The organism is Streptosporangium sp. NPDC087985, from assembly GCF_044741965.1.
Classification (GTDB): Bacteria; Actinomycetota; Actinomycetes; order Streptosporangiales; family Streptosporangiaceae; genus Streptosporangium.
In genome coordinates, this window is sequence record NZ_JBIUTQ010000034.1 from 1 (window position 1) to 18,166 (window position 18,166).

General features: G+C 69.7%; 11 protein-coding genes. 9 read left to right on the top strand and 2 right to left on the bottom strand.

The window, feature by feature from the left end; genetic code table 11:
* The 7 genes from ACIN94_RS31640 to ACIN94_RS31670 form a co-directional block, all read left to right on the top strand.
* On the top strand, positions 1-4,488 hold a 4,488-nt coding region (locus ACIN94_RS31640; protein WP_400714294.1), incomplete at its 5' end, for an amino acid adenylation domain-containing protein.
* Between the two features lie 37 nt (positions 4,489-4,525).
* Positions 4,526-6,280: a carbamoyltransferase gene (locus ACIN94_RS31645; RefSeq protein WP_400714297.1), complete on the top strand. Its 1,755-nt coding sequence runs from the start codon at positions 4,526-4,528 to the stop codon at positions 6,278-6,280.
* The gene (locus ACIN94_RS31650) at positions 6,273-9,713 is read left to right on the top strand and encodes an amino acid adenylation domain-containing protein (protein WP_400714301.1); all 3,441 of its coding nucleotides are present in this window, start codon (positions 6,273-6,275) and stop codon (positions 9,711-9,713) included. Before ACIN94_RS31645 ends, ACIN94_RS31650 begins: the two co-directional genes overlap by 8 nt.
* Positions 9,697-11,247: an amino acid adenylation domain-containing protein gene (locus ACIN94_RS31655; protein ID WP_400714304.1), complete on the top strand. Its 1,551-nt coding sequence runs from the start codon at positions 9,697-9,699 to the stop codon at positions 11,245-11,247. Before ACIN94_RS31650 ends, ACIN94_RS31655 begins: the two co-directional genes overlap by 17 nt.
* Positions 11,244-11,450 (top strand): MbtH family protein, encoded by a 207-nt coding sequence (locus tag ACIN94_RS31660; RefSeq protein WP_400714307.1) that lies wholly within the window; start codon positions 11,244-11,246, stop codon positions 11,448-11,450. The genes ACIN94_RS31655 and ACIN94_RS31660 overlap by 4 nt, the downstream gene beginning before the upstream one ends.
* A 105-nt stretch (positions 11,451-11,555) precedes the next feature.
* Positions 11,556-12,812 carry an MFS transporter gene (locus tag ACIN94_RS31665; RefSeq protein ID WP_400714309.1) on the top strand — a complete coding sequence of 419 codons (1,257 nt, stop codon included), beginning with the start codon at positions 11,556-11,558 and terminating at the stop codon, positions 12,810-12,812.
* Positions 12,809-14,047 carry a M20 family metallo-hydrolase gene (locus ACIN94_RS31670; RefSeq protein ID WP_400714311.1) on the top strand — a complete coding sequence of 413 codons (1,239 nt, stop codon included), beginning with the start codon at positions 12,809-12,811 and terminating at the stop codon, positions 14,045-14,047. The genes ACIN94_RS31665 and ACIN94_RS31670 overlap by 4 nt, the downstream gene beginning before the upstream one ends.
* An 80-nt stretch (positions 14,048-14,127) precedes the next feature.
* Here ACIN94_RS31670 and ACIN94_RS31675 read toward each other — a convergent pair whose 3' ends face one another.
* Complete coding sequence (locus ACIN94_RS31675) at positions 14,128-14,697, bottom strand: PadR family transcriptional regulator (RefSeq protein ID WP_400714314.1); 570 nt, start codon at positions 14,695-14,697, stop codon at positions 14,128-14,130.
* A gap of 54 nt (positions 14,698-14,751) precedes the next feature.
* Between ACIN94_RS31675 and ACIN94_RS31680 the strand changes: the two genes are divergently transcribed.
* On the top strand, positions 14,752-15,969 hold the full coding sequence (locus tag ACIN94_RS31680; protein ID WP_400714317.1) for an FAD-dependent oxidoreductase: 1,218 nt from the start codon (positions 14,752-14,754) through the stop codon (positions 15,967-15,969).
* Here ACIN94_RS31680 and ACIN94_RS31685 read toward each other — a convergent pair.
* The gene (locus ACIN94_RS31685) at positions 15,945-16,592 is read right to left on the bottom strand and encodes a GntR family transcriptional regulator (protein WP_400714320.1); all 648 of its coding nucleotides are present in this window, start codon (positions 16,590-16,592) and stop codon (positions 15,945-15,947) included. The genes ACIN94_RS31680 and ACIN94_RS31685 overlap by 25 nt on opposite strands.
* A gap of 119 nt (positions 16,593-16,711) precedes the next feature.
* On the opposite strand from ACIN94_RS31685, the gene ACIN94_RS31690 reads away from it, so the two are divergent.
* Positions 16,712-18,061, top strand: coding sequence for an FAD-dependent oxidoreductase (locus tag ACIN94_RS31690; protein ID WP_400714323.1), 1,350 nt, complete (start codon positions 16,712-16,714; stop codon positions 18,059-18,061).
* Positions 18,062-18,166 lie beyond the last annotated feature (105 nt).

Here is an 18,166-nt window from a genome sequence, read left to right on the forward strand (position 1 = left end):
GGTGAACAGGCCGATCTCGTGGCCTACGTGGTGCCCACCGACAAGAACTCCCCCACCGACCAGATGGTGTCGGCCGATACGCTGCGCGCCTGGCTTTCCAGCCGGTTGCCCGACTACATGGCACCCCGCTGGTCCGTACTCCTGGACGCCCTGCCGTTGACCGCCCAGGGCAAGATCGACCGCTCCGCCCTGCCCGAACCCTCCGGAACACGACCCGAACTGGCACAGGAGTACGTCGCCCCACTCGCCGGACCGGAGGAGTCCCTGGCCGGCATCTGGTCCCGCGTCCTGGGAGTGGACCGGATCGGCCGCCACGACAACTTCTTCGACCTGGGCGGCGACTCCATCCGCAGCATCCAGATCCTCGGCCAGGCCCGCGACGCCGGACTCGGGTTCGCTCTCCAGGATCTGTTCCGCCATCCCACACCGGCCGAACTGGCCCGGGTCGCCGGTGGTGGTCTGAACGAGGTGATCGAGTGGGACCGCGAGGCGTTCTCGCTGCTGTCGGCCGAGGACCGGGAGCGGCTGCCGGAGGGTCTGGCGGACGCCTACCCGATGGCCGAGCTCCAGGTCGGCATGGTCTACGAGATGGAGCTCGACCCCGACCGCCAGCCGTACCACAACCTCGACAGCCTTCTGATCGCCGGGCTCTTCGACGAGGGGCGGTTCCGGGACGCGGTGGCCCGGGTGGTGGACCGGCACCCCATCCTGCGCACCTCGTTCGACCTGAGCGGCTACAGCGAGCCCATGCAGCTGGTCCACCCCACCGCCGAGATCCCGCTCACGGTCGTTGACCTGCGCGGGATGGATCGGGTCGAGCAGCGCGTGGTGCTGGCCGACCATGTGCGGGCCGAGCAGCGGCACACCTTCGACCTGGCGGTCGCACCGCTGTGCCGGATGGCGGTGCACATCGTCGACGACGACGTCTTCCAGTGGACGGTGACCCACCATCACGCGATCTTCGACGGCTGGAGCCTGGCCTCCACGGTGACGGAGATCAGCGACCTGTACCGGTCGCTGCTGGACGCCGGGGATCCGCAGCCCGACCCGGTGCGGTCGCTCTACCGCGACTTCATCGCGGCCGAGCGTGCGGCGTTGCGGTCCGAGAGCAGCGAGCGCTTCTGGCTCGAGTGGCTGGCTGAGCCGCCGGACGGCCGGCTGCCACGCCGACGTGGCGACTCCGCCGCCCCGCGGATCGGCGGGAGCGTTGAGGGCGAGCGGCACTACCGCGACGAGAGCCACGGGAACGGCGCCCTGACGACCGTGCTCCCGAAGGATCTGCTGGCCAGGCTGGACGAGTTCGCCAAGCGGTGCGGGGTGCCGTTCAAGGCGGTGGTGCTCGCGGCGCATCTGCGGGTGATGAGTCTGGTCACCGGCACCTCGGACGTGCTGGTCGGGCTCACCGCCAACGGCCGCCTTGAGGAGACCGACGGCGCCGAGGTACGCGGCCTGTTCCTCAACACGGTGCCGTTCCGGCTCCGGCTGCCCGAGGGCACCTGGGAGGACCTGGTGCGGGCGGTGTTCGAGGCCGAGCGTGACCTGCTCCCCCACCGCCGCTACCCGATGTCGGCGCTGCGGCGGAAACTCGGCGGCGCCGCTCTCTTCGAGGTCAACTTCGTCTACAACCACTTCCACCAGTTCGGAAAGCTGGCCGAAGACGGCGCGCTGGCCCCCACCGACCCCGACGCCGGCCTGCCCGGCGTGGCACCGACCAACTTCCCGCTGGTCGTCGCCGCCATTCGCGAGCCGGGGGACGTCCTGTTCCTGGACTTGGACTACGACACGAGGGAGCTGGCCGAGGACCAGATCACCGTGCTGCGCGATTACCACCTGCGCGCGCTGGAGGCGATGGTGGCCGATCCCGGCGCGCCGTACCGGGATGTGTCGTTGCTGGGTGAGGTCGAGCGTGACCTGCTCGCCTCGTGGAACGACATACCGGCCGAGGTGCCTTCGGATTCGGTGCAGCAGCTGGTGGAGGCGCGGGCGGCGGCGAGCCCGGACGCGGTGGCGGTCGTGGCGGGGGACCATTCCCTGTCCTATGCGGAGTTGAATGCTCGCGCGAATCGTCTGGCGCGTCACCTGCGTGCCGCGGGTGTCGGCCCGGAGGTGTGTGTGGGGCTGTGCATCGAGCGTTCGGTCGAGATGGTCGTCGCGTTGCTGGCCATCGTGAAGGCCGGCGGGGTGTACGTGCCGTTGGACGCCGACTTCCCGGCCGAGCGCCTGCGGCTCATGCTGGGCGATGTCAACGCCGATCTGGTGTTGACGGCGGGCGCCACCACCGGCCGGGTGCCCGGCGGACCTTGGCAGAGCATCGATCTCGACACCGTCGAGCTGCCGGACGACGAGGGAAATCTCCCGAATGTCCTGCGGCCCGACAACGGCTGTTATGTGATCTTCACGTCGGGTTCCACCGGTCGTCCCAAGGGCGTGATGACGTCGCACCGTAACGTCACCGAACTGCTGTACGGCGGCGGCATGGCGCTGCGGGACGACGACCGGCTTCTGCAGATCGCGACGATCTCGTTCGACGTCGCGACCTGGGAGATCTGGGCGCCGCTGGTGTCGGGGGCGCGACTGGTGCTGGCGCCCGCGGTGGACTACACCCCCGGCGACATCGCCGCCTGGGTGGAGCACCACCAGATCACCGTGCTGCACGCGACCGCCTCACTGTTCGCGCTGCTGGTGGATCACGAACCTCAGCTGTTCGACCGCCTGCGGCGCTTCCTGACCGGCAGCGAGAGCGTCTCGCCCGGCCACACGGCCCGTATCCTGGACCGCTGCCCGGAGCTGGAGCTGGTCAACTGCTGGGGACCGACCGAGACCACCACCTTCTCCGTCTGCGGCCCCTACACCCGCGACACGCTCCCCGCCGGCCCGCTTCCGCTGGGCACCCCGCTGGCCAACACCCAGGTATGGGTGCTGGACGACACCGGCCGCCCGGTCCCGATCGGCACACCCGGGGAACTGTATGTGGCCGGTCCCTGCCTGGCCCGCGGCTACCTCAACGACCCGGCCATGACCGCCGAACGGTTCCTGCCCCATCCCACCCAGCCGGGTGTGCGCCTGTACCGGACCGGAGACCGCGGCATGTGGTCGGCAGACGGCCGGGTGGAGTTCCTCGGCCGCGTCGACCACATGGTCAAGGTCCGCGGCTACCGGGTGGAGTTGGGCGAGGTCGAGGCCGCGTTGCGGGCTCATCCGCTGGTGCGGGAGTGTGCCGTGGTCGCCCGCGCGAGCGAGTCGGCGCATGTCGACCTGGTGGCGTATGTGGTGCCCGATGGTGTGCCCGATGACGCGGGCGTGTTGCGGGCGTGGCTGGCGGAGCGGCTGCCGCAGTACATGGTGCCGCGGTGGTTCGTCCTGCTGGACGCGCTGCCGCTGACCCCGCGCGCCAAGGTCGACCGCGCCGCGCTGCCCGCCCCGCGATCCGAACGCCCGTCCCTGGCGGAGTTCGTCCCGCCGCTGCCGGGTGTGGAGGAATGGCTGGCGCGGATCTGGCGCCACGTCCTGGGCGTCGACCGGATCGGCCGCCACGACGACTTCTCCGACCTCGGCGGACACTCCCTCCTCGCCGTCCGGCTGGTTCTCAAGATCAGGGCAGAGTTCGGCACGGCGGTACCGCTGACCCAGCTCCACACCACCCCGACGCTGGCGGGCCTTGCCGCGTACCTCGACGGCCATGGTGGGCGCCCGCGCCCGGCCGGCGGCGAGCGGGTGGTGAAGCTGGGCGGCACGCCGGGGCTGCGGCCCTTGGTGCTGGTGCATCCGGTCGGCGGCACGCTCTTCTGCTACCGGGACCTCGTCGGCCGGGTCGGCTCCGCGTTCGAGGTCCTGGGTGTCCAGGGCGACCTGCTGGAGAGCGACAGCACCGCGGACCTCGGTGAGCTGGCCGAGCGGTACGCCTGGGAACTGGCGCCGCTACTGGCAGACCGCCGGCCGGTGGTCGCCGGCTGGTCGGCCGGGGGTGTCATCGCTCATGAGCTCGCCGTACGGCTGGAGCGGCACGGTGTAAGGGTGCACCGCCTTGTGCTCATCGACGCCGACCCGCGCCGTGAGGCCGGTGACTCCGCGGAGGCCGCCGCGTTGGACGCGCTACGCGCCGACGTGGCGCGGCGGGGGCCGGACGCCGTCGAGACCGCGCTGGCCGAAACCGGGTTCCGTGACCTGCTGGCCACCCTCGGTCTCGATCAGGCCACCTTGGCGAGGCTGGACGGCCCCACCATCGCCGGCCTCATGGCGTTCTGGCAGAACATGCTGGCAGGCCTCGCCGTACACCGCCCTTCGCACTTCGGCGGTGCCGCGGAACTCCTGCTGGCCCGGGCGGACGGCGAGGCGTCCCGGCGCGCGGCGGCCGCCGCATGGCGGATGCTGACCGGCGCACTCAAGGTCACACACGTTGACGGCGACCACTTCGAGCTGTTGCGGGACCCCTCGGTGGCGGCCGTCGCCAAGGTCCTGCGCGGCTCGGCTGAGCAGACAGGGAACTGACATGCTGGTGCTCGGTATAAGCGGGCTCGATCGCTCGATGTCCGTTAAGAAGGACATGCTGCCCGGCCTCGACCGGCGTGAGCAGCGACTGGTCCAGGGGCTGGATTCGGCCGCGGCTCTCGTCGGCGAGGAGGGGGTGATCGCCGCCTCGGCTCAGGAGAGGCACGACGGGAACAAGGGCACCGGAGCGTTCCCGGCGGACGCCGTCGAAGCCTGTCTGCGCATCGCGGGCGTGACCCTGGACGACGTGGACTTCCTCGCGCACGGATTTCGCTACGAGCCGTCCCCGGTCTTCGAACGCGACCACCTCATGCGGCGCTGGTACCAGGAGGTCTACAGCGAGCAGGTCCAGCTCGGCCTGCTCCGGGCCCGGTACCCGGAGCACGACTGGAGCCGCAAGCTGGCGCGTGTCCCGCACCATCTGGCGCATGCCGCGAGCGCGTACTACCTGAGCGGCTTCCAGGACGCCATGGTGCTGGTCGTCGACGGCATGGGCGAGACCGAGTCGATCTCCGTGATGTCGGGCAGGCACGGTCAGCTGCGGACCCTGCGGACCTATCCGATCAGTGCGTCCCTCGGCATCCTGTACAGCGTCGTCACCCACTACCTCGGCTTCCAGCCCGGCATGGACGAGTACAAGGTGATGGGCCTGGCACCGTACGGCGACCCGTCGCGCTACGCCGACGTGGCCGGCGAGCTGTCCCGGCGACACCCCGGCGGCCGGCTGTCGATCCCGCTGCTGGCCCGCGACAGGTCCCCGGTGGAGCGCGAGACACACGGGGGGGCGCTGCGCCGCCTCGAAGAGCTGTTCGGCCCGGCGCGCCATCCCGACGCCCCGCTGACGCAGCGGCACATGGACATCGCGGCGACCCTGCAGCACTGCCTTGAGGAGGGCCTGCTGTTCATCCTGCGCACCGCCCTGGACCAGGCCGACGGCAACCCGCGTGATCTGTGCATGGCCGGCGGTGTGGCGCTCAACTGCACCGCCAACGGGCTGATCGCCCGCAGCGGGCTCTTCGATCGGATATTCGTCCAGCCCGCCGCCGGCGACGACGGCTCGGCACTGGGAGCCGCCCTGTGGCAGCTCGGGCAACACGTGCCCACGACGCCGGTCGCCATGACGATGCCGTACTGGGGTGAGGAGTTCGGGCCGGAGGAGGTGGCGGAGGCGTTGACCGCCCTCGGCCCGGAGCATGACGTGCGGAAGCTGCCGGACGAACGGCTGCTGGAACAGGTGTCCGCGCTGATCCGGGCCGGATCGGTGGTCGCCTGGTTCCAGGGACGGATGGAGTTCGGCCCGCGCGCCCTCGGCAACCGCAGCATCCTGGCTGATCCGACCGCACCCGGCATGCGGGCCCATCTGAACGCCGTGGTGAAGCAGCGTGAGGAGTTCCGGCCGTTCGCCCCGGCCGTGCTCGCCGAGGACGCCCATGAGTATTTCGAGATGAAACCCGGTCAGGAGGGTCTGTACCGGCACATGCTGTTCACCACCCAGGTACGGGAGAAGTACCGCGAGCTGTTGCCCGCCATCACCCATGTCGACGGTTCGGCCCGCGTCCAGGTCGTCGAGCGGGGCAACGCGCCGCGGTTCTGGAGCCTGATCCGGCGGTTCGGTGACGACTGGGGCACGCCGATGGTGCTGAACACGTCCTTCAACCTGCGGGGCCAGCCGATCGTGCGGACCCCGCGAGAGGCGGTGGCGACCTACGCGCGATCGTCGCTGGACGCCCTGGCGATCGGCGGCTGGCTGGTCGTCCGCAGGTCCCGAGCCCAGGAGGGAATCGATGACTGAGCGAACCGGTGGCCATGGCGACGTCCTACGGGAGGCCGTGGCCGACCTCTGGCGTGACCGCCTCGGCGTCACCGAGATCCAGGACGACGACGATTTCTTCCTCTTGGGCGGTGACTCCATCCTCGCCATCGAAGTCGCCACGGCCTTGCGCACACTCATGGGCACCGAGCTGGATCTGGACATTCTTTACGACTATCCCGAGTTCGGGAGGCTGGTGGCGGCGCTCGCCACGGGCCCGCACTCGAAGGAGCGCGAGCTGCGTGAGCTGGCCCCCGCCGAAGAGCGGGTGTGGGCCGCCGAGAAACTCAATCCCGGCACGCCGCTCTATCACGTCTGCGCCCGCTACCGATTCGACGGCAAGCTCGATCTGGTCCGCCTGAGAAGAACGCTCAACGCCCTCGTCGCGGGGCACGACGCGCTGCGGCGCGGCTTCGAGGCGCCTGGTCGCGCGTTCACGGTCGGCGAGGTCCCGGCGCCGTCGTGCCGCTGGGTCGAGGCTCACGGCGTACCGGAGTCCACGGTGCGCCAGTTGCTGGACGACGACGCGCGGATGCCGTTCGACCTGGCGCGCCCGCCACTGCTGCGGGCGCTGGTGGTCGACCGCGGCGAGGCGGGTGACCTGCTGCAGCTCACCGTCCATCACCTGGTCTGCGACGGCGCCTCGCTGTCCCTGCTGGAGTCCCATCTGCAGCGGCTCTACCTGGGTGACGGGACCGAACCCGGCGGGTCCGGCGAGAGAGTCGCCACGGTTCCGCGGGCCGTCTCCACCCGGGGGCAGAATCTGGCCGCGGCCATGGAGTACTGGCGTAGGACGTTGGCGGACTGCCCGGGAGGTCTCCCGGTGCCACACGACCTACCCCGGCGTAAGCCGGTCGGGGTTTCCGGCGCGACGCAGGCCATCACCTTCCCGTCCGAGTCGCTGGCCGCCCTGTCCTCGCTGGCCAAGGCCGAACGGCTGAGCCCGTTCATGGCCTGGGTCGCGGCCTACGCCGCCGGGCTCGCCGCAGTGACCGGCGAGCGCGACCTGGTCATCAGCGTGCCGGTGTCGTCGCGCGGCCCGGAACAGCGGCAGGAGATCGGCCTGTTCGTCGACGTGTTGCCGCTGCGCTTCGTCCTCCCGCCGGGCGCCACCGCCCGTGTCCTGGTGAGGTTGGTCCGCCGGGTCGTCACCGAAGCCCTCGCGCACAGCCGGCTGCCGGGGCGGGCCCTGATCGAGGATCTGTGGCCGAACGGGAACCGGGCGGGATCGTCCTTGACGCAGGCCACCCTGACGTACGTCGACGCTTCGGAGTGCGGGCTGCGCGCCGGGGACTCGTGGGCCGAACGCGAGCTCGTCCCCACCGGGACCGCCAAATACGACGTGCTGTGGAGTGTGACGCGGCGGGCGAACGCCACCGTCGCCGAGCTGGAGTACCGTACCGACCTGTTCTCCGCGGCGGCGGCGGCCGATCTCCACCGGCAGCTGGTGTCGGCGGTGGGTGAGGCCTTCGCCGATCCCGACGCCGCCATGCCGCGCCTGTCCGATCCCACGAGGTCGGCCTCGGCCGCACCGGAGGTCCGGCCCTATGAGCCCGTTCATGAGCGGGTGCGCCGGCAGGCGGCGGCCCGCCCGGACGCCATCGCGATCCAGCACCGAGACCGCAGGCTGACGTACCGGGAGCTGGACGAGCGGGCGTCCGCGGTGGCCGCGGGGCTGCACGCGGCCGGGCTGCGCCGGGGAGACGTGGTGGCCGTCGCGATGGAACGCGGCCCGGACATGGTGACCGCCTTCCTCGGGATCCTGTACGCGGGCTGCGCCTACCTGCCGGTCGATGCGCGTCAGCCGGCCGAACGTACCCGATCCGTGGCGGGAGTCGCGGCGCGGGCCGCCCTTGTCGCGGACGGGCGGCACGCCGAGCTGCTGGCGGACTTGATGCCCGTGCTGTGGCTGCGGGCGTTGCTCCGCCAGGCGGCACCCGCCTGGCCGGCAGCCGGCCCCGTGCGGCTGATCGGCGAGGACGTGGCGTACGTGATGTCGACCTCCGGCTCGTCGGGCGTTCCCAAGGCGGTCGTCATCCCGCACCGGGCGATCACCCGGCTGGTCCCGGACGCGAACTACGCCGCCATCGATTCCGCTGACCGGGTCGCGCACCTGTCGAACCCCGCCTTCGACGCGGCGACGTTCGAGATCTGGGGGGCATTGGCCGCCGGAGCCACCCTCGTGGTGGAGGAACAGGACGTGGTCCTGTCGCCCACGCGCCTGCAGAGGTTCCTCGAACAGCGGCGGATCACGGTTCTGTGGCTCACCGCCACACTTCTCAACCAGGTGGCGGACTTCGCCCCCGACGCCCTGCGGAATCTGCGGGTGCTCCTGTTCGGCGGGGAGAAGGCCGACGAGCGGCGCCTCGCCAGACTTCTGGCCGGCCGGCCGCCGGCACGGGTGGTGAACGGGTACGGGCCGACCGAGAACACGACGTTCAGCACCTTCCACGATGTCACGCCGGCCGACCTCGCGGAGGGCAGTGTACCGATAGGCCGGCCGATCTCGGGCTCCACCGCCTACGCGCTCGACCCGGCGGGGCGGCCGGTCCAGGTGGGCGAGGTCGGCGAGCTGTTCGTGGGCGGTGACGGGCTCGCCCACGGTTACCTCGGCGCGCCCGAGATGACGGCGGCCGCCTTCGTGCCCGACCCGTTCGACGCGCGGGCCGGGCGGCGCCTGTACCGCACGGGGGACCAGGTGAGGCTGCTGCCCGGCGGACGGTTCGAGTTCCTCGGACGCCACGACGACCAGGTGAAGATCCGGGGCTTTCGCGTCGAACTCGGCGAGATCGACGCGGCCCTGCGGCGGCAGGACGAGGTGGCCGACGCCGTCGTGCTCGCCCACGCCACGGACGACGGGAGCGAGATCGTCGCCTGCGTCACATCCGCCGGTGAGCCGGCCGTGCCGCTGGACATCCCGGCGCTCGGCGCGCGGCTGCGGCGTGAGCTGCCGGAGTACATGGTGCCGACCAGGCTGGTCGCGCTGGACCGGATACCGGTCAACGCCAACGGCAAGGCCGACCGTTCCGCGGTGCTGGCCGCCGCCGGCATCGTAACGGTCAATGAGCCAGCGGCCCGGGAGCCGGCCTCCGGCGCGTCGGCTCCGGGCCGGCCGGTGGAGGCGGAGGGGGATCGCGGGGCGGCGGATGTCGAGGACGAGGTGACCGCGATGGTCAGCGCCGTGTGGTGCAAGGTCCTGGGCACCGACGAGGCGCGCCCTGAGGACCACTTCCTGATGCTGGGCGGCCACTCCATCAAGGCGCTGCGCCTGCTGTCCCAGCTGGAGCAGGAATTCGGGGTGTCGGTGGAACTCGCGGACTTCTTCGCCGACCCCACCCTGTACAGCCTCATCGCCCTGTTCCGAAGGCCCGTCGACACGAACGCAGGCAGGAGCGCCGATGCCCGAACCGACTGAGCCCGCACGCGCCACCGTGCCGGGGAACACGTTGGAGCGGTTCCTGTGGCACGCTCGCGTGACGCCGCACGCGCCGGCCGTACAGGACGAAACCCGCGAGCTCGGCTATGCGGCGCTGCTGTCCGCGGTACGCGGGCGGGCCGAGCGGCTGGCGGAAGGCGGCGCGCGGCGCGGCTCGCGCGTCGCCGTCGAGTCCGGATACGGAACCGACTACGTCGTGACGCTGCTGGCGACCTGGCTGCTGGAAGCGGTGGCGGTCCCGCTGGATCCGGCCGCTCCCGCCGACCGGCGCCGGTACCAGGTCCAGCAGGCCCGCTGCGATGTGGCGGCGACAGGACCGGGCGCCGACGGGGTGGTGGAACGCGCGGTCGCCGAAGTGGCCGCCGGATCCGACCCCGCCGCGGGGGACGGCGGGGACGGACGGGAACCCGCCGCGTACATCCTGTTCACCTCGGGGTCGACCGGAGTGCCCAAGGGAGTGGAGGTCGAGCACCCGGCGCTGCTGAACATGCTGGAGTATTTCGTGCACGCGCTGAGCCTCCGTCCCGGAGACCGGATGCTCGCGCACAGCAACATCGTCTTCGACATGTCCGTCCCCGAGATGTTGATGCCGCTGATCAGCGGCGGCACCATCGCGGTGGCGCCACCCCGCTCCGCCCGCAACCCGGAGTTCTTCGCCGACTGGCTGCGCGCGCATCCGGTTGACGCCGCCTGGGCCACCCCCAGCCAGCTCCGTCTGCTGCTGCCTTTCCTCCACCGTGAGCGGGTCTTCGCCACGCTCATCAGCGGTGGCGAGGCCCTGACGGCCGCTCTCGCGGACGACCTCCGGGACGTCACGGGCACGTTGTGGAACGCGTACGGACCTACCGAGATCACGGTGGTCGGGCTCTGCACCAAGGTGCTGCCGCCCTACCGCGATCCCATGCCGATCGGCCGTCCGCTCACCGGGCTGGGCGCCCATGTCCTGGACGGACGGCAGTGTCCGGTCCCGGTGGGGACCGTCGGTGAGCTGTTCCTGTCCGGGATCGGGGTGGCGCGCGGTTACGTCGGCAGCCCGGAGCTGACCGCCCGCGCCTTCGTCACGGGTCCGGACGGCGAGCGGATGTACCGGACCGGAGACATGGTGCGGGTCGGGCCGGACGGCCAGTACTACTTCCACGGCCGCCGCGACGACCAGGTGAAGATCCGCGGCCACCGGGTGGAGCTGGGGGAGATCGAGGCGGTCGCCCAGCAGGTGCCGTCCGTGTCCCAGGCCGTCGCCGTCGTCTCGGACGCGCTGCGCGCCCAACCGGAGCTGTATCTGGCCGTCGCGACCGTACCCGGGAACAGCGCGGACGAGGCGGAACTCCGCGCCCCGTTGCGCCGGCTGCTGCCTGCCTACATGCAGCCCCGGCGCGTGCTGTTCTTCGAAGAGCTTCCCCGTAACACCGCGGGCAAGACCAGCCGGCAGATCGTACGGCAGATGGTCGACCAACGTCTGAAGGCCGACCATCACCCGCGTACCCCGGCACATATGGAAGGAAAAGTGAAATGAGCGAGCAGTCCGCCGACATCCAGTACACCGTCGTCGTCAACGACGAAGGGCAGTACTCCATCTGGGCCGTGGGCCGGGAGGTGCCGGCCGGCTGGCACCCGACGGGTGTGCAGGGCACGCGCGAGGAGTGCCTGGAGCACATCGGCCAGGTGTGGACGGACATGCGGCCCAAGAGCCTGCGCATCGCCATGGGCGAGAGCTGACCACTCCAGGCCCGGGCGGCGCGACGAGGCCGGAGCACACGCCGATGCTCTCCCCCGTCCTGCCGCCCCCAGACCGGCTCTCCCCGAAATAAGTGGTGATGTCACGTGTGGGAACTTCTTCGCAGGAATCCGCGCTTCCGCCGGATCTTCCTTGCCGATACCGTATCGGGCTTCGGGAACAGCGCGATGTTCCTGTCGCTGGCCATCTGGGCGAAGGACCTCACCGGTTCGAACGCCCAGGCGGGTCTGGTCTTTCTCATCATCACGGCGCCCGGACTGACCGCGCCGCTGCTCGGAGACCTCGTCGATCGGGTCCGCCGCAAGCCGTTGCTGTTGTGGATGTACGGCTGCATGGCGGTGCTGGTGCTCTCCCTGCTGGCCGTGCGCAGTCCCGACCAGATATGGATCATCTACGCGGTGACTTTCGCGTACGGTCTGATGTTCGCCGTTCCGGCTCGTTCGGCACTGCTCAAGGACCTGATCCCCTCGTCCGACGCGGTACACGCGCGCTCTCTTCTCATCACCTTCGGAGAAGGAGTACGCATCGTCTCGCCGATGGCCGGCGCCGGTGTGTACGCGACGTTCGGCGGTCACGCGCTGGCCTTCATCGGTTCCGGAACGTTCATCGTGGCCGCGCTGCTGCTGGCCTCGATCAAAGTCGTCGAATCCAAGCCCGAGCTTGGCGAAGAGCCGTTCCGGAAGTCAGTGACGGCCGGCTTCCGTTATGTGCATCAGGTACCGCTCCTGTTCCGCCTCATTCTTGTGATGGTCGGCTTCATGGCCGTCATCGGCCTGCTGGAGACCGCGGTCTTCGCCGCGATCGACGAGGGCTTGAGGCAGGAGCCGGCGTTCTTGGGGGTCGTGGCGTCCGTCCAGGGCGGCGGCTCGGTCGTCGGCGGGGTGCTGGGCGGCCTGCTGGCCAAGAGGGCGAGGGAGACGCGGGTCAGTAGTGTGGGATACGCGCTCGCCGCGCTCGGACTGCTGCTCTGTGTCACCCGTCAGGTCCCGCTGTTCCTTGTCGGTGCGGTCTTCATCGGTGCGGGGCTGCCATTTCTGATGTTGTCGCTGCAGACCGCGTGCCACCTGTACACACCGTCCCGGTTGCAGGGGCGGGTGAACGCCGCCGCCAGCACCGTGAGCGACATCGCCCAGACAGCGTCGATCGCCGCCGGCACCGTGCTGATCGGAGTACTCGACTACCGGATCATGTACCTCGTGATGGCCGGCGCGGCGCTGGTCTCCGCCGCGATGGTGTTCTCCCCGCGGTTACCGGCTCCCGAGGTCGTCCCCTCGGTGGCCGACGAGCAGTCTGACAGCAGCGGCACCGTGGTCGCGGCGCCTCTTGAGGGAGAGCCGAAATGACCCCGGACATCGACGCGCGCCGGCTCCTCGACCGTATCGAGGCGTTCGCGAGGATCGGGGGCAACGGCGACGGCGGGATCACCAGGGAGGGATTCGGTGCCGCCGATCTGGAGGCGCGCGCGCGACTGAGCAAGGAGGCGCAGATCGGCGGCCTGGACTCCACCGTGGACGCTGCCGGGAACGTGCTGATTCGCCGCCCGGAAGGAGGGCGAGGCGCGGAAGGCCGTCGCGTACTGCTCTTCGGTTCCCACCTCGACACCGTGGCGAACGGCGGCAGGCTCGACGGCGCCTACGGCGTTCTGGCGGGGCTCGAAGTCATGCAGACCATCGTCGAGTCCGGGGCCGAGCTCACGTACGAGCCGGTCCTCGTCGCGTTCTCCAACGAGGAAGGGGCCCTGTTCCCCCAGCCGTTCTGGGGGTCCAAGGTGCTCGCCGGCGCCCTGGAGACGTTGCCCGAAGATCCGCGTGACCGCAGTGGGCGCTCGCTGCGCCACCCGCTCGCACTGGCCGGTGGAGATCTGGCGGCACTGAGCACAGCGGTATGGCCGGCCGAGTCGGTGGCGGCCTACCTGGAACTCCACGTGGAGCAGGGACCGGTTCTGGAGCGCGGCGGCCGCACGATCGGAGTGGTCGACTCCATCACCGGACGCACCCAACTCACCGTGGAGGTCCGTGGGTCGGCCGGGCACGCCGGGACCACCCCGATGGAGCTGCGGCGCGATCCGATGACCGTGGCGGCACGCATTGTGCTGGCCGTTGAAGACCTCGCCGGTGAGCAGAGGCTGTGCCGGGTCGCCACCGTCGGGTGGGTGGAGGTTCAGCCGAACTCGCCGAACACGATCGCGGACAGTGTGCGACTGACGATAGACCTTCGCGACAGCGTGCCGAGCAACCTGGAAAACGCCGAGCAGGCCCTGCGGACCTCGCTGGCGTCCCTGGGCAAGCAGGCGGAGATGCATATCGACATCCGGGTGGATGCGCGCGCGGCGCCGGTGGCCACAGATCCGGTGCTGCGCGCGGCGATCACGGCGAGCGCCGACGAACTGGGGCTGCCGCACCAGACGCTGCCAAGCGGAGCGGGTCACGACGCACAGATAGTGGCCAGAATCGCGCCGATCGGCATGATCTTCGTGCCGAGCATCGGAGGGGTCAGCCACGTTCCGGAGGAGGACACCGCGGCGACGGACCTGGTAGCGGGCGCCCGGGTGCTGCTGCGCACGGTACTCCGACTTTGAAGGCGCTCTGGCCGGAGCGCAGCGTGTTGGTGGTTGCCGTTACCCAGGCGAGGAGGGACGCTCCGCACACCGCGCTGACGCTACAGGCGATAGTCCCAGTTCAGCCGGCCCGCGCGTAGATCGTCAGCCAGGCCGCGGACATAGTCCAGCTCGGCTGTGAGCACGGCCCGCTGGTACTCGGACTCCACGAGGAAGACGCGGGGCAGGAACCTCCCGGTCTCGACCAGCTCGCAGTCCAGCTCGGACAGCCGCGCCTCCAGGGAGGCGACGCGCTCCTCGACCGCCGCACCGGCCTCATCAGGCACCAGCACGGGCAGGAAGGCGAGCGCGGCGGGGAACTCGGGGAACTCGCGAGCCGGCGTGGACAGCATCGTCCGCATCCACTGCCGCAGCGTCTCACGGCCCGCGTCGGTGGGCTCGTAGACGGTCCTTTCCGGGCGGTTCTCCTCACGCGAGGTCTCGCGGACCGCGAGGAGCCCGGCGCGGAGCAGCCGGTCGATCGTCTGGTAGACGCTGTTGCGCTGCGCGACGTTGACCACGTCGTCCTTGTGCCGCTCCTTGATCAGCTGCTGCATCCGGTAGGCGTGCATGGGCGCCTCACAGACCAGGGAGAGCACCGCCATGGCCAGGGGAGATCGCCTCGTAGACATGGCGTCCATCGTAACGGTCTATCGGAGATTAGTTATGCTATGTATAGTCATACTATGACCAACAACACCTTGATCATCGGCGGCGGCATCGCCGGACCGGTGACGGCCATGGCCCTGCAACGGGTCGGCATCGACAGCGACGTCTACGAGGAATACGACCGCGGCTCCGAAGGCGCGGGCGCCTTCCTCACGCTCGCGATCAACGGGCTTGAGGCACTACGCGTCCTCGACCTGCACGACCTGGTCTGCGACCTGGGCATGGACTCGCCGCGGATGCGGATCAGCAACGGGCGCGGCAAGCCGCTGGCCTCCTTCGCACAACCCAGCCGGACATTGAAGCGCGCCGACCTCTACCAGGCACTACGCGACGAGGCCGTACGGCGCGGCATACGGATCCATTACGGCAAGCGCCTCGAAGACGCGTCGGTCACCGCGGACGGGGTGCGAGCGGTCTTCGCCGACGGGAGCACCGCCGAGGGCGACCTGCTGATCGGCGCCGACGGACTGCGCTCGCGCACGCGGACGATCATCGATGCCCGCGCGCCACGTGCCCGGCACGTCGGCCTGTTGAACACGGGCGGCTTCGCGCACGGCATCACGGTGCCGGGCGAGCCGGGGACGAGCTACTTCATCTTCGGAAAGAGATGCTTCTTCGGATACCTGATCCACCCGGACGGAGAGGTGTGGTGGTTCGCCAACCCGCCGAGCCCCAAGGAGCCGACCCGCGAGGAGCTCGCGGCGATCAGCCCGGCACAGTGGCGCGCCAGGCTCATGGAACTGTTCAAGGACGACACCGGGCCGATGCTCGACATCATCGGCGCCACCGACCACATCCTGGCCGGGTGGAACACCTATGACTTCCCCACCGTGCCGACGTGGTTCAACGAGCGCATGGTGATCCTCGGCGACGCCGCACACGCGACCTCCCCCTCCTCGGGCCAGGGGGCGTCCATGGCGATCGAGGACGCGGTCGTCCTGGCCAAGTGCCTGCGCGACATTCCCAGCACGCCCGACGCGTTCGCCGCCTTCGAGCGGCTACGGCGAGAGCGGGTGGAGCGGATCGTGGCCCAGGGCAGGCGCAACGGAAGCGGCAAGGCTCCGGGAGTCGCCGGCGCGTTCGTCCGCGACCTCTTCCTGCCGATGGTCATGCGGCAGATGGCCAGGAAGAACTCGCTGGCGTGGATGCACGACTACCGGATCTCCTGGGACGACCCGACGGTCACCGCTGTAAGCAACGGATTGGGTGTTCAGGGCATGCGCAGCGTCTGGTAGGTGAAGTCGATGAGGTAGTCGTTGAGGCGTAACGAGGCGGCCGCGGCCTTGCTCTCGTCGCCGTAGCAGATGGCCCGCAGGATCGCGGCATGCAACTCGGCTGCGGTGCGCAGCTCACGCTTGACGTCCTTCAGGTTGGCGAACCAGAACCGTCGGGATAGGCCCTGCAGCGGAGCCATGGCGACGAGCAGGTAGTCGTTGTCGGCGGCGGTGACGATTAACTCATGGGCCTTCTTCAGAAGCTTGCCGAACGCCTTGACCTCCGAGTGGTCCAGTTCCTTCAGGTCGTCCGCGAGCTGGAGCATGCCCTCCTTCTGTGGGGTGCCCGCGCGATGGGTGGCTAGCCGCACCGCGAGTTCCTCGACCGTTCGGCGCAGTTCGAGGAGCTTGAGATGGGCCTCCACGGAGGCCTGTGCGACGAATACGCCCCGGTTGGGATGGATTTCGACCATGCGTTCGCGCGCGAGCCGCTGTAGTGCCTCGCGGACCGGGGTGCGTCCAAGTCCGGTCATCTCCATGAGGATCGCTTCGGACAGCATCGTCCCCGGTGGGAGCTCCTGGAACGCGATCATGTCTTCCAGAACGTCGTACGCCTGGTCCGACTTGTTCGGTCTCTGCAGCACAGCTTTCCTCTCCGACCGTTGCGGCGGAGACGCCGCAGGGTGTCGCGTCCCAGCCCCTCTAGACAGTAGGTAGCTTACTGCTGTACGACTGATACATCACTAATATATCGGAGGTTTGGATGCAGGGCTGGAAGCTCGACGCGCGGTTGTCCGACGAAGGCGACCTGCCAGTGATCGCCGACGTGGACGTCCTCGTCGTGGGTGGGGGCGCGGCCGGGGTCGCCGCGGCCACGGTTGCCGCGGAAGCGGGCAAGAGCGTAGTTCTGGTCGAAAAGTATGGCTTTTGCGGGGGCGCCGCAGTGGCAGGCATGTCAGCCACGATCTGCGGGCTCTACCTCGCGACCGACAGACGGAGTCAGCCCGAGCAGGTGGTGTACGGGTTTACGGACCGGTTCCGCTCGCGGCTGGCAGCGCGAGGGGGACTGACCAAGCCGCAGGTGTATGGAAAGACGTGGACAAGTGCCCACGACCCGTTGATGTGGCGGGAGACCGCCGACGAACTGCTGCAGCAAGCCGGCGTCCGCATCTTCTTTCACACAGCGGTAACGGGAGTGCTGATGGACGGCGCGGTCCACCGGGGCGTGGTGGTGGAGTCCAACGCCGGGCGGGCGGTGATCCGGGCCGCGCGGACCATCGACGCCTCCGGCGACGCCGCGGTCGTTGCCCGCGCCGGCCACAGGTACGTGTTCGGCGATAACGGCAAGATTCAGAATCCGACAATGTTCTTCCGCGTCGGCAACGTCGACATGGACCGGTTCCTGGACTTCTACGGCGACGACACTATCTGCCCGCCCAAGGTCACTGACGCCATCGTCGCGGCTCGGGCGCGCCACTACGACCTTCCCCGCCAAAAGATCTGGATCTTCCAGACGACGCGGCCGCACGAGTTGATGGTCAACGCCACGAGACTCTCGGGGCGTGACGGCAGGATGCTCAACGTCATCGACCCTGTCGACTTCACCGAGGCTGAGATCGTCGGCCGCGAGCAGGTCCGCCAGTACGCCCGGTTCCTCGCCGAGCACGTGCCCGGCTGCGAGAACAGCTACGTGGTCGACACCGGCGTCGAGGCTGGAATCCGGCAGACACGCAGCATCGTCGGTGTCGATACGTTGCGGAACAGCGACGTGCTTGCGGCACGCAAGCGCGGCGACGGCATTTGCCGGGTGCCCTGGCCGATCGAGCTGCACGATGGCGATAGGCCGAAGCTGCACTGGCTGCTCGATGACTACTACGAGGTTCCCTACCTGGCCCTGGTGCCTGAGTCGGGGGAGAACATCATCGTCGCTGGGCGGTGCCTGAGCGCCGAGCATGAAGCCCTGGCCTCCGCGCGGGTCACCGCCCAGTGCTTCGAGTACGGCCACGCGGCGGCGGTAGCCGCCGTGATGTCCCTCGATGACGGCACCCCGTTCCGCAAGATCGACGGCGGTGCTGTGCGCGCGGTGATGGCCGCCAACGGCAGTGCTTTCTGACCAGGCCTATTCGCACAAGGCCTGACGGCGCACCCCCAAACGCTGGAGACCAACATGGCCCGAGCCTTCACGACGCCGAGCCGGCGACCCCCAGGGGTCAGCGGA

What these genes read in the sequence shown, in the direction of transcription:
- ACIN94_RS31670 (WP_400714311.1), top strand. Translation starts at nt 12,809, where the DNA reads ATGACCCCGGACATCGACGCGCGCCGGCTCCTCGACCGTATCGAGGCG.
- ACIN94_RS31645 (WP_400714297.1), top strand. Translation starts at nt 4,526, where the DNA reads ATGTCCGTTAAGAAGGACATGCTGCCCGGCCTCGACCGGCGTGAGCAG.
- ACIN94_RS31660 (WP_400714307.1), top strand. Translation starts at nt 11,244, where the DNA reads ATGAGCGAGCAGTCCGCCGACATCCAGTACACCGTCGTCGTCAACGAC.
- ACIN94_RS31655 (WP_400714304.1), top strand. Translation starts at nt 9,697, where the DNA reads ATGCCCGAACCGACTGAGCCCGCACGCGCCACCGTGCCGGGGAACACG.
- ACIN94_RS31650 (WP_400714301.1), top strand. Translation starts at nt 6,273, where the DNA reads ATGACTGAGCGAACCGGTGGCCATGGCGACGTCCTACGGGAGGCCGTG.
- ACIN94_RS31680 (WP_400714317.1), top strand. Translation starts at nt 14,752, where the DNA reads ATGACCAACAACACCTTGATCATCGGCGGCGGCATCGCCGGACCGGTG.
- ACIN94_RS31675 (WP_400714314.1), bottom strand. Translation starts at nt 14,697, where the DNA reads ATGTCTACGAGGCGATCTCCCCTGGCCATGGCGGTGCTCTCCCTGGTC.
- ACIN94_RS31690 (WP_400714323.1), top strand. Translation starts at nt 16,712, where the DNA reads ATGCAGGGCTGGAAGCTCGACGCGCGGTTGTCCGACGAAGGCGACCTG.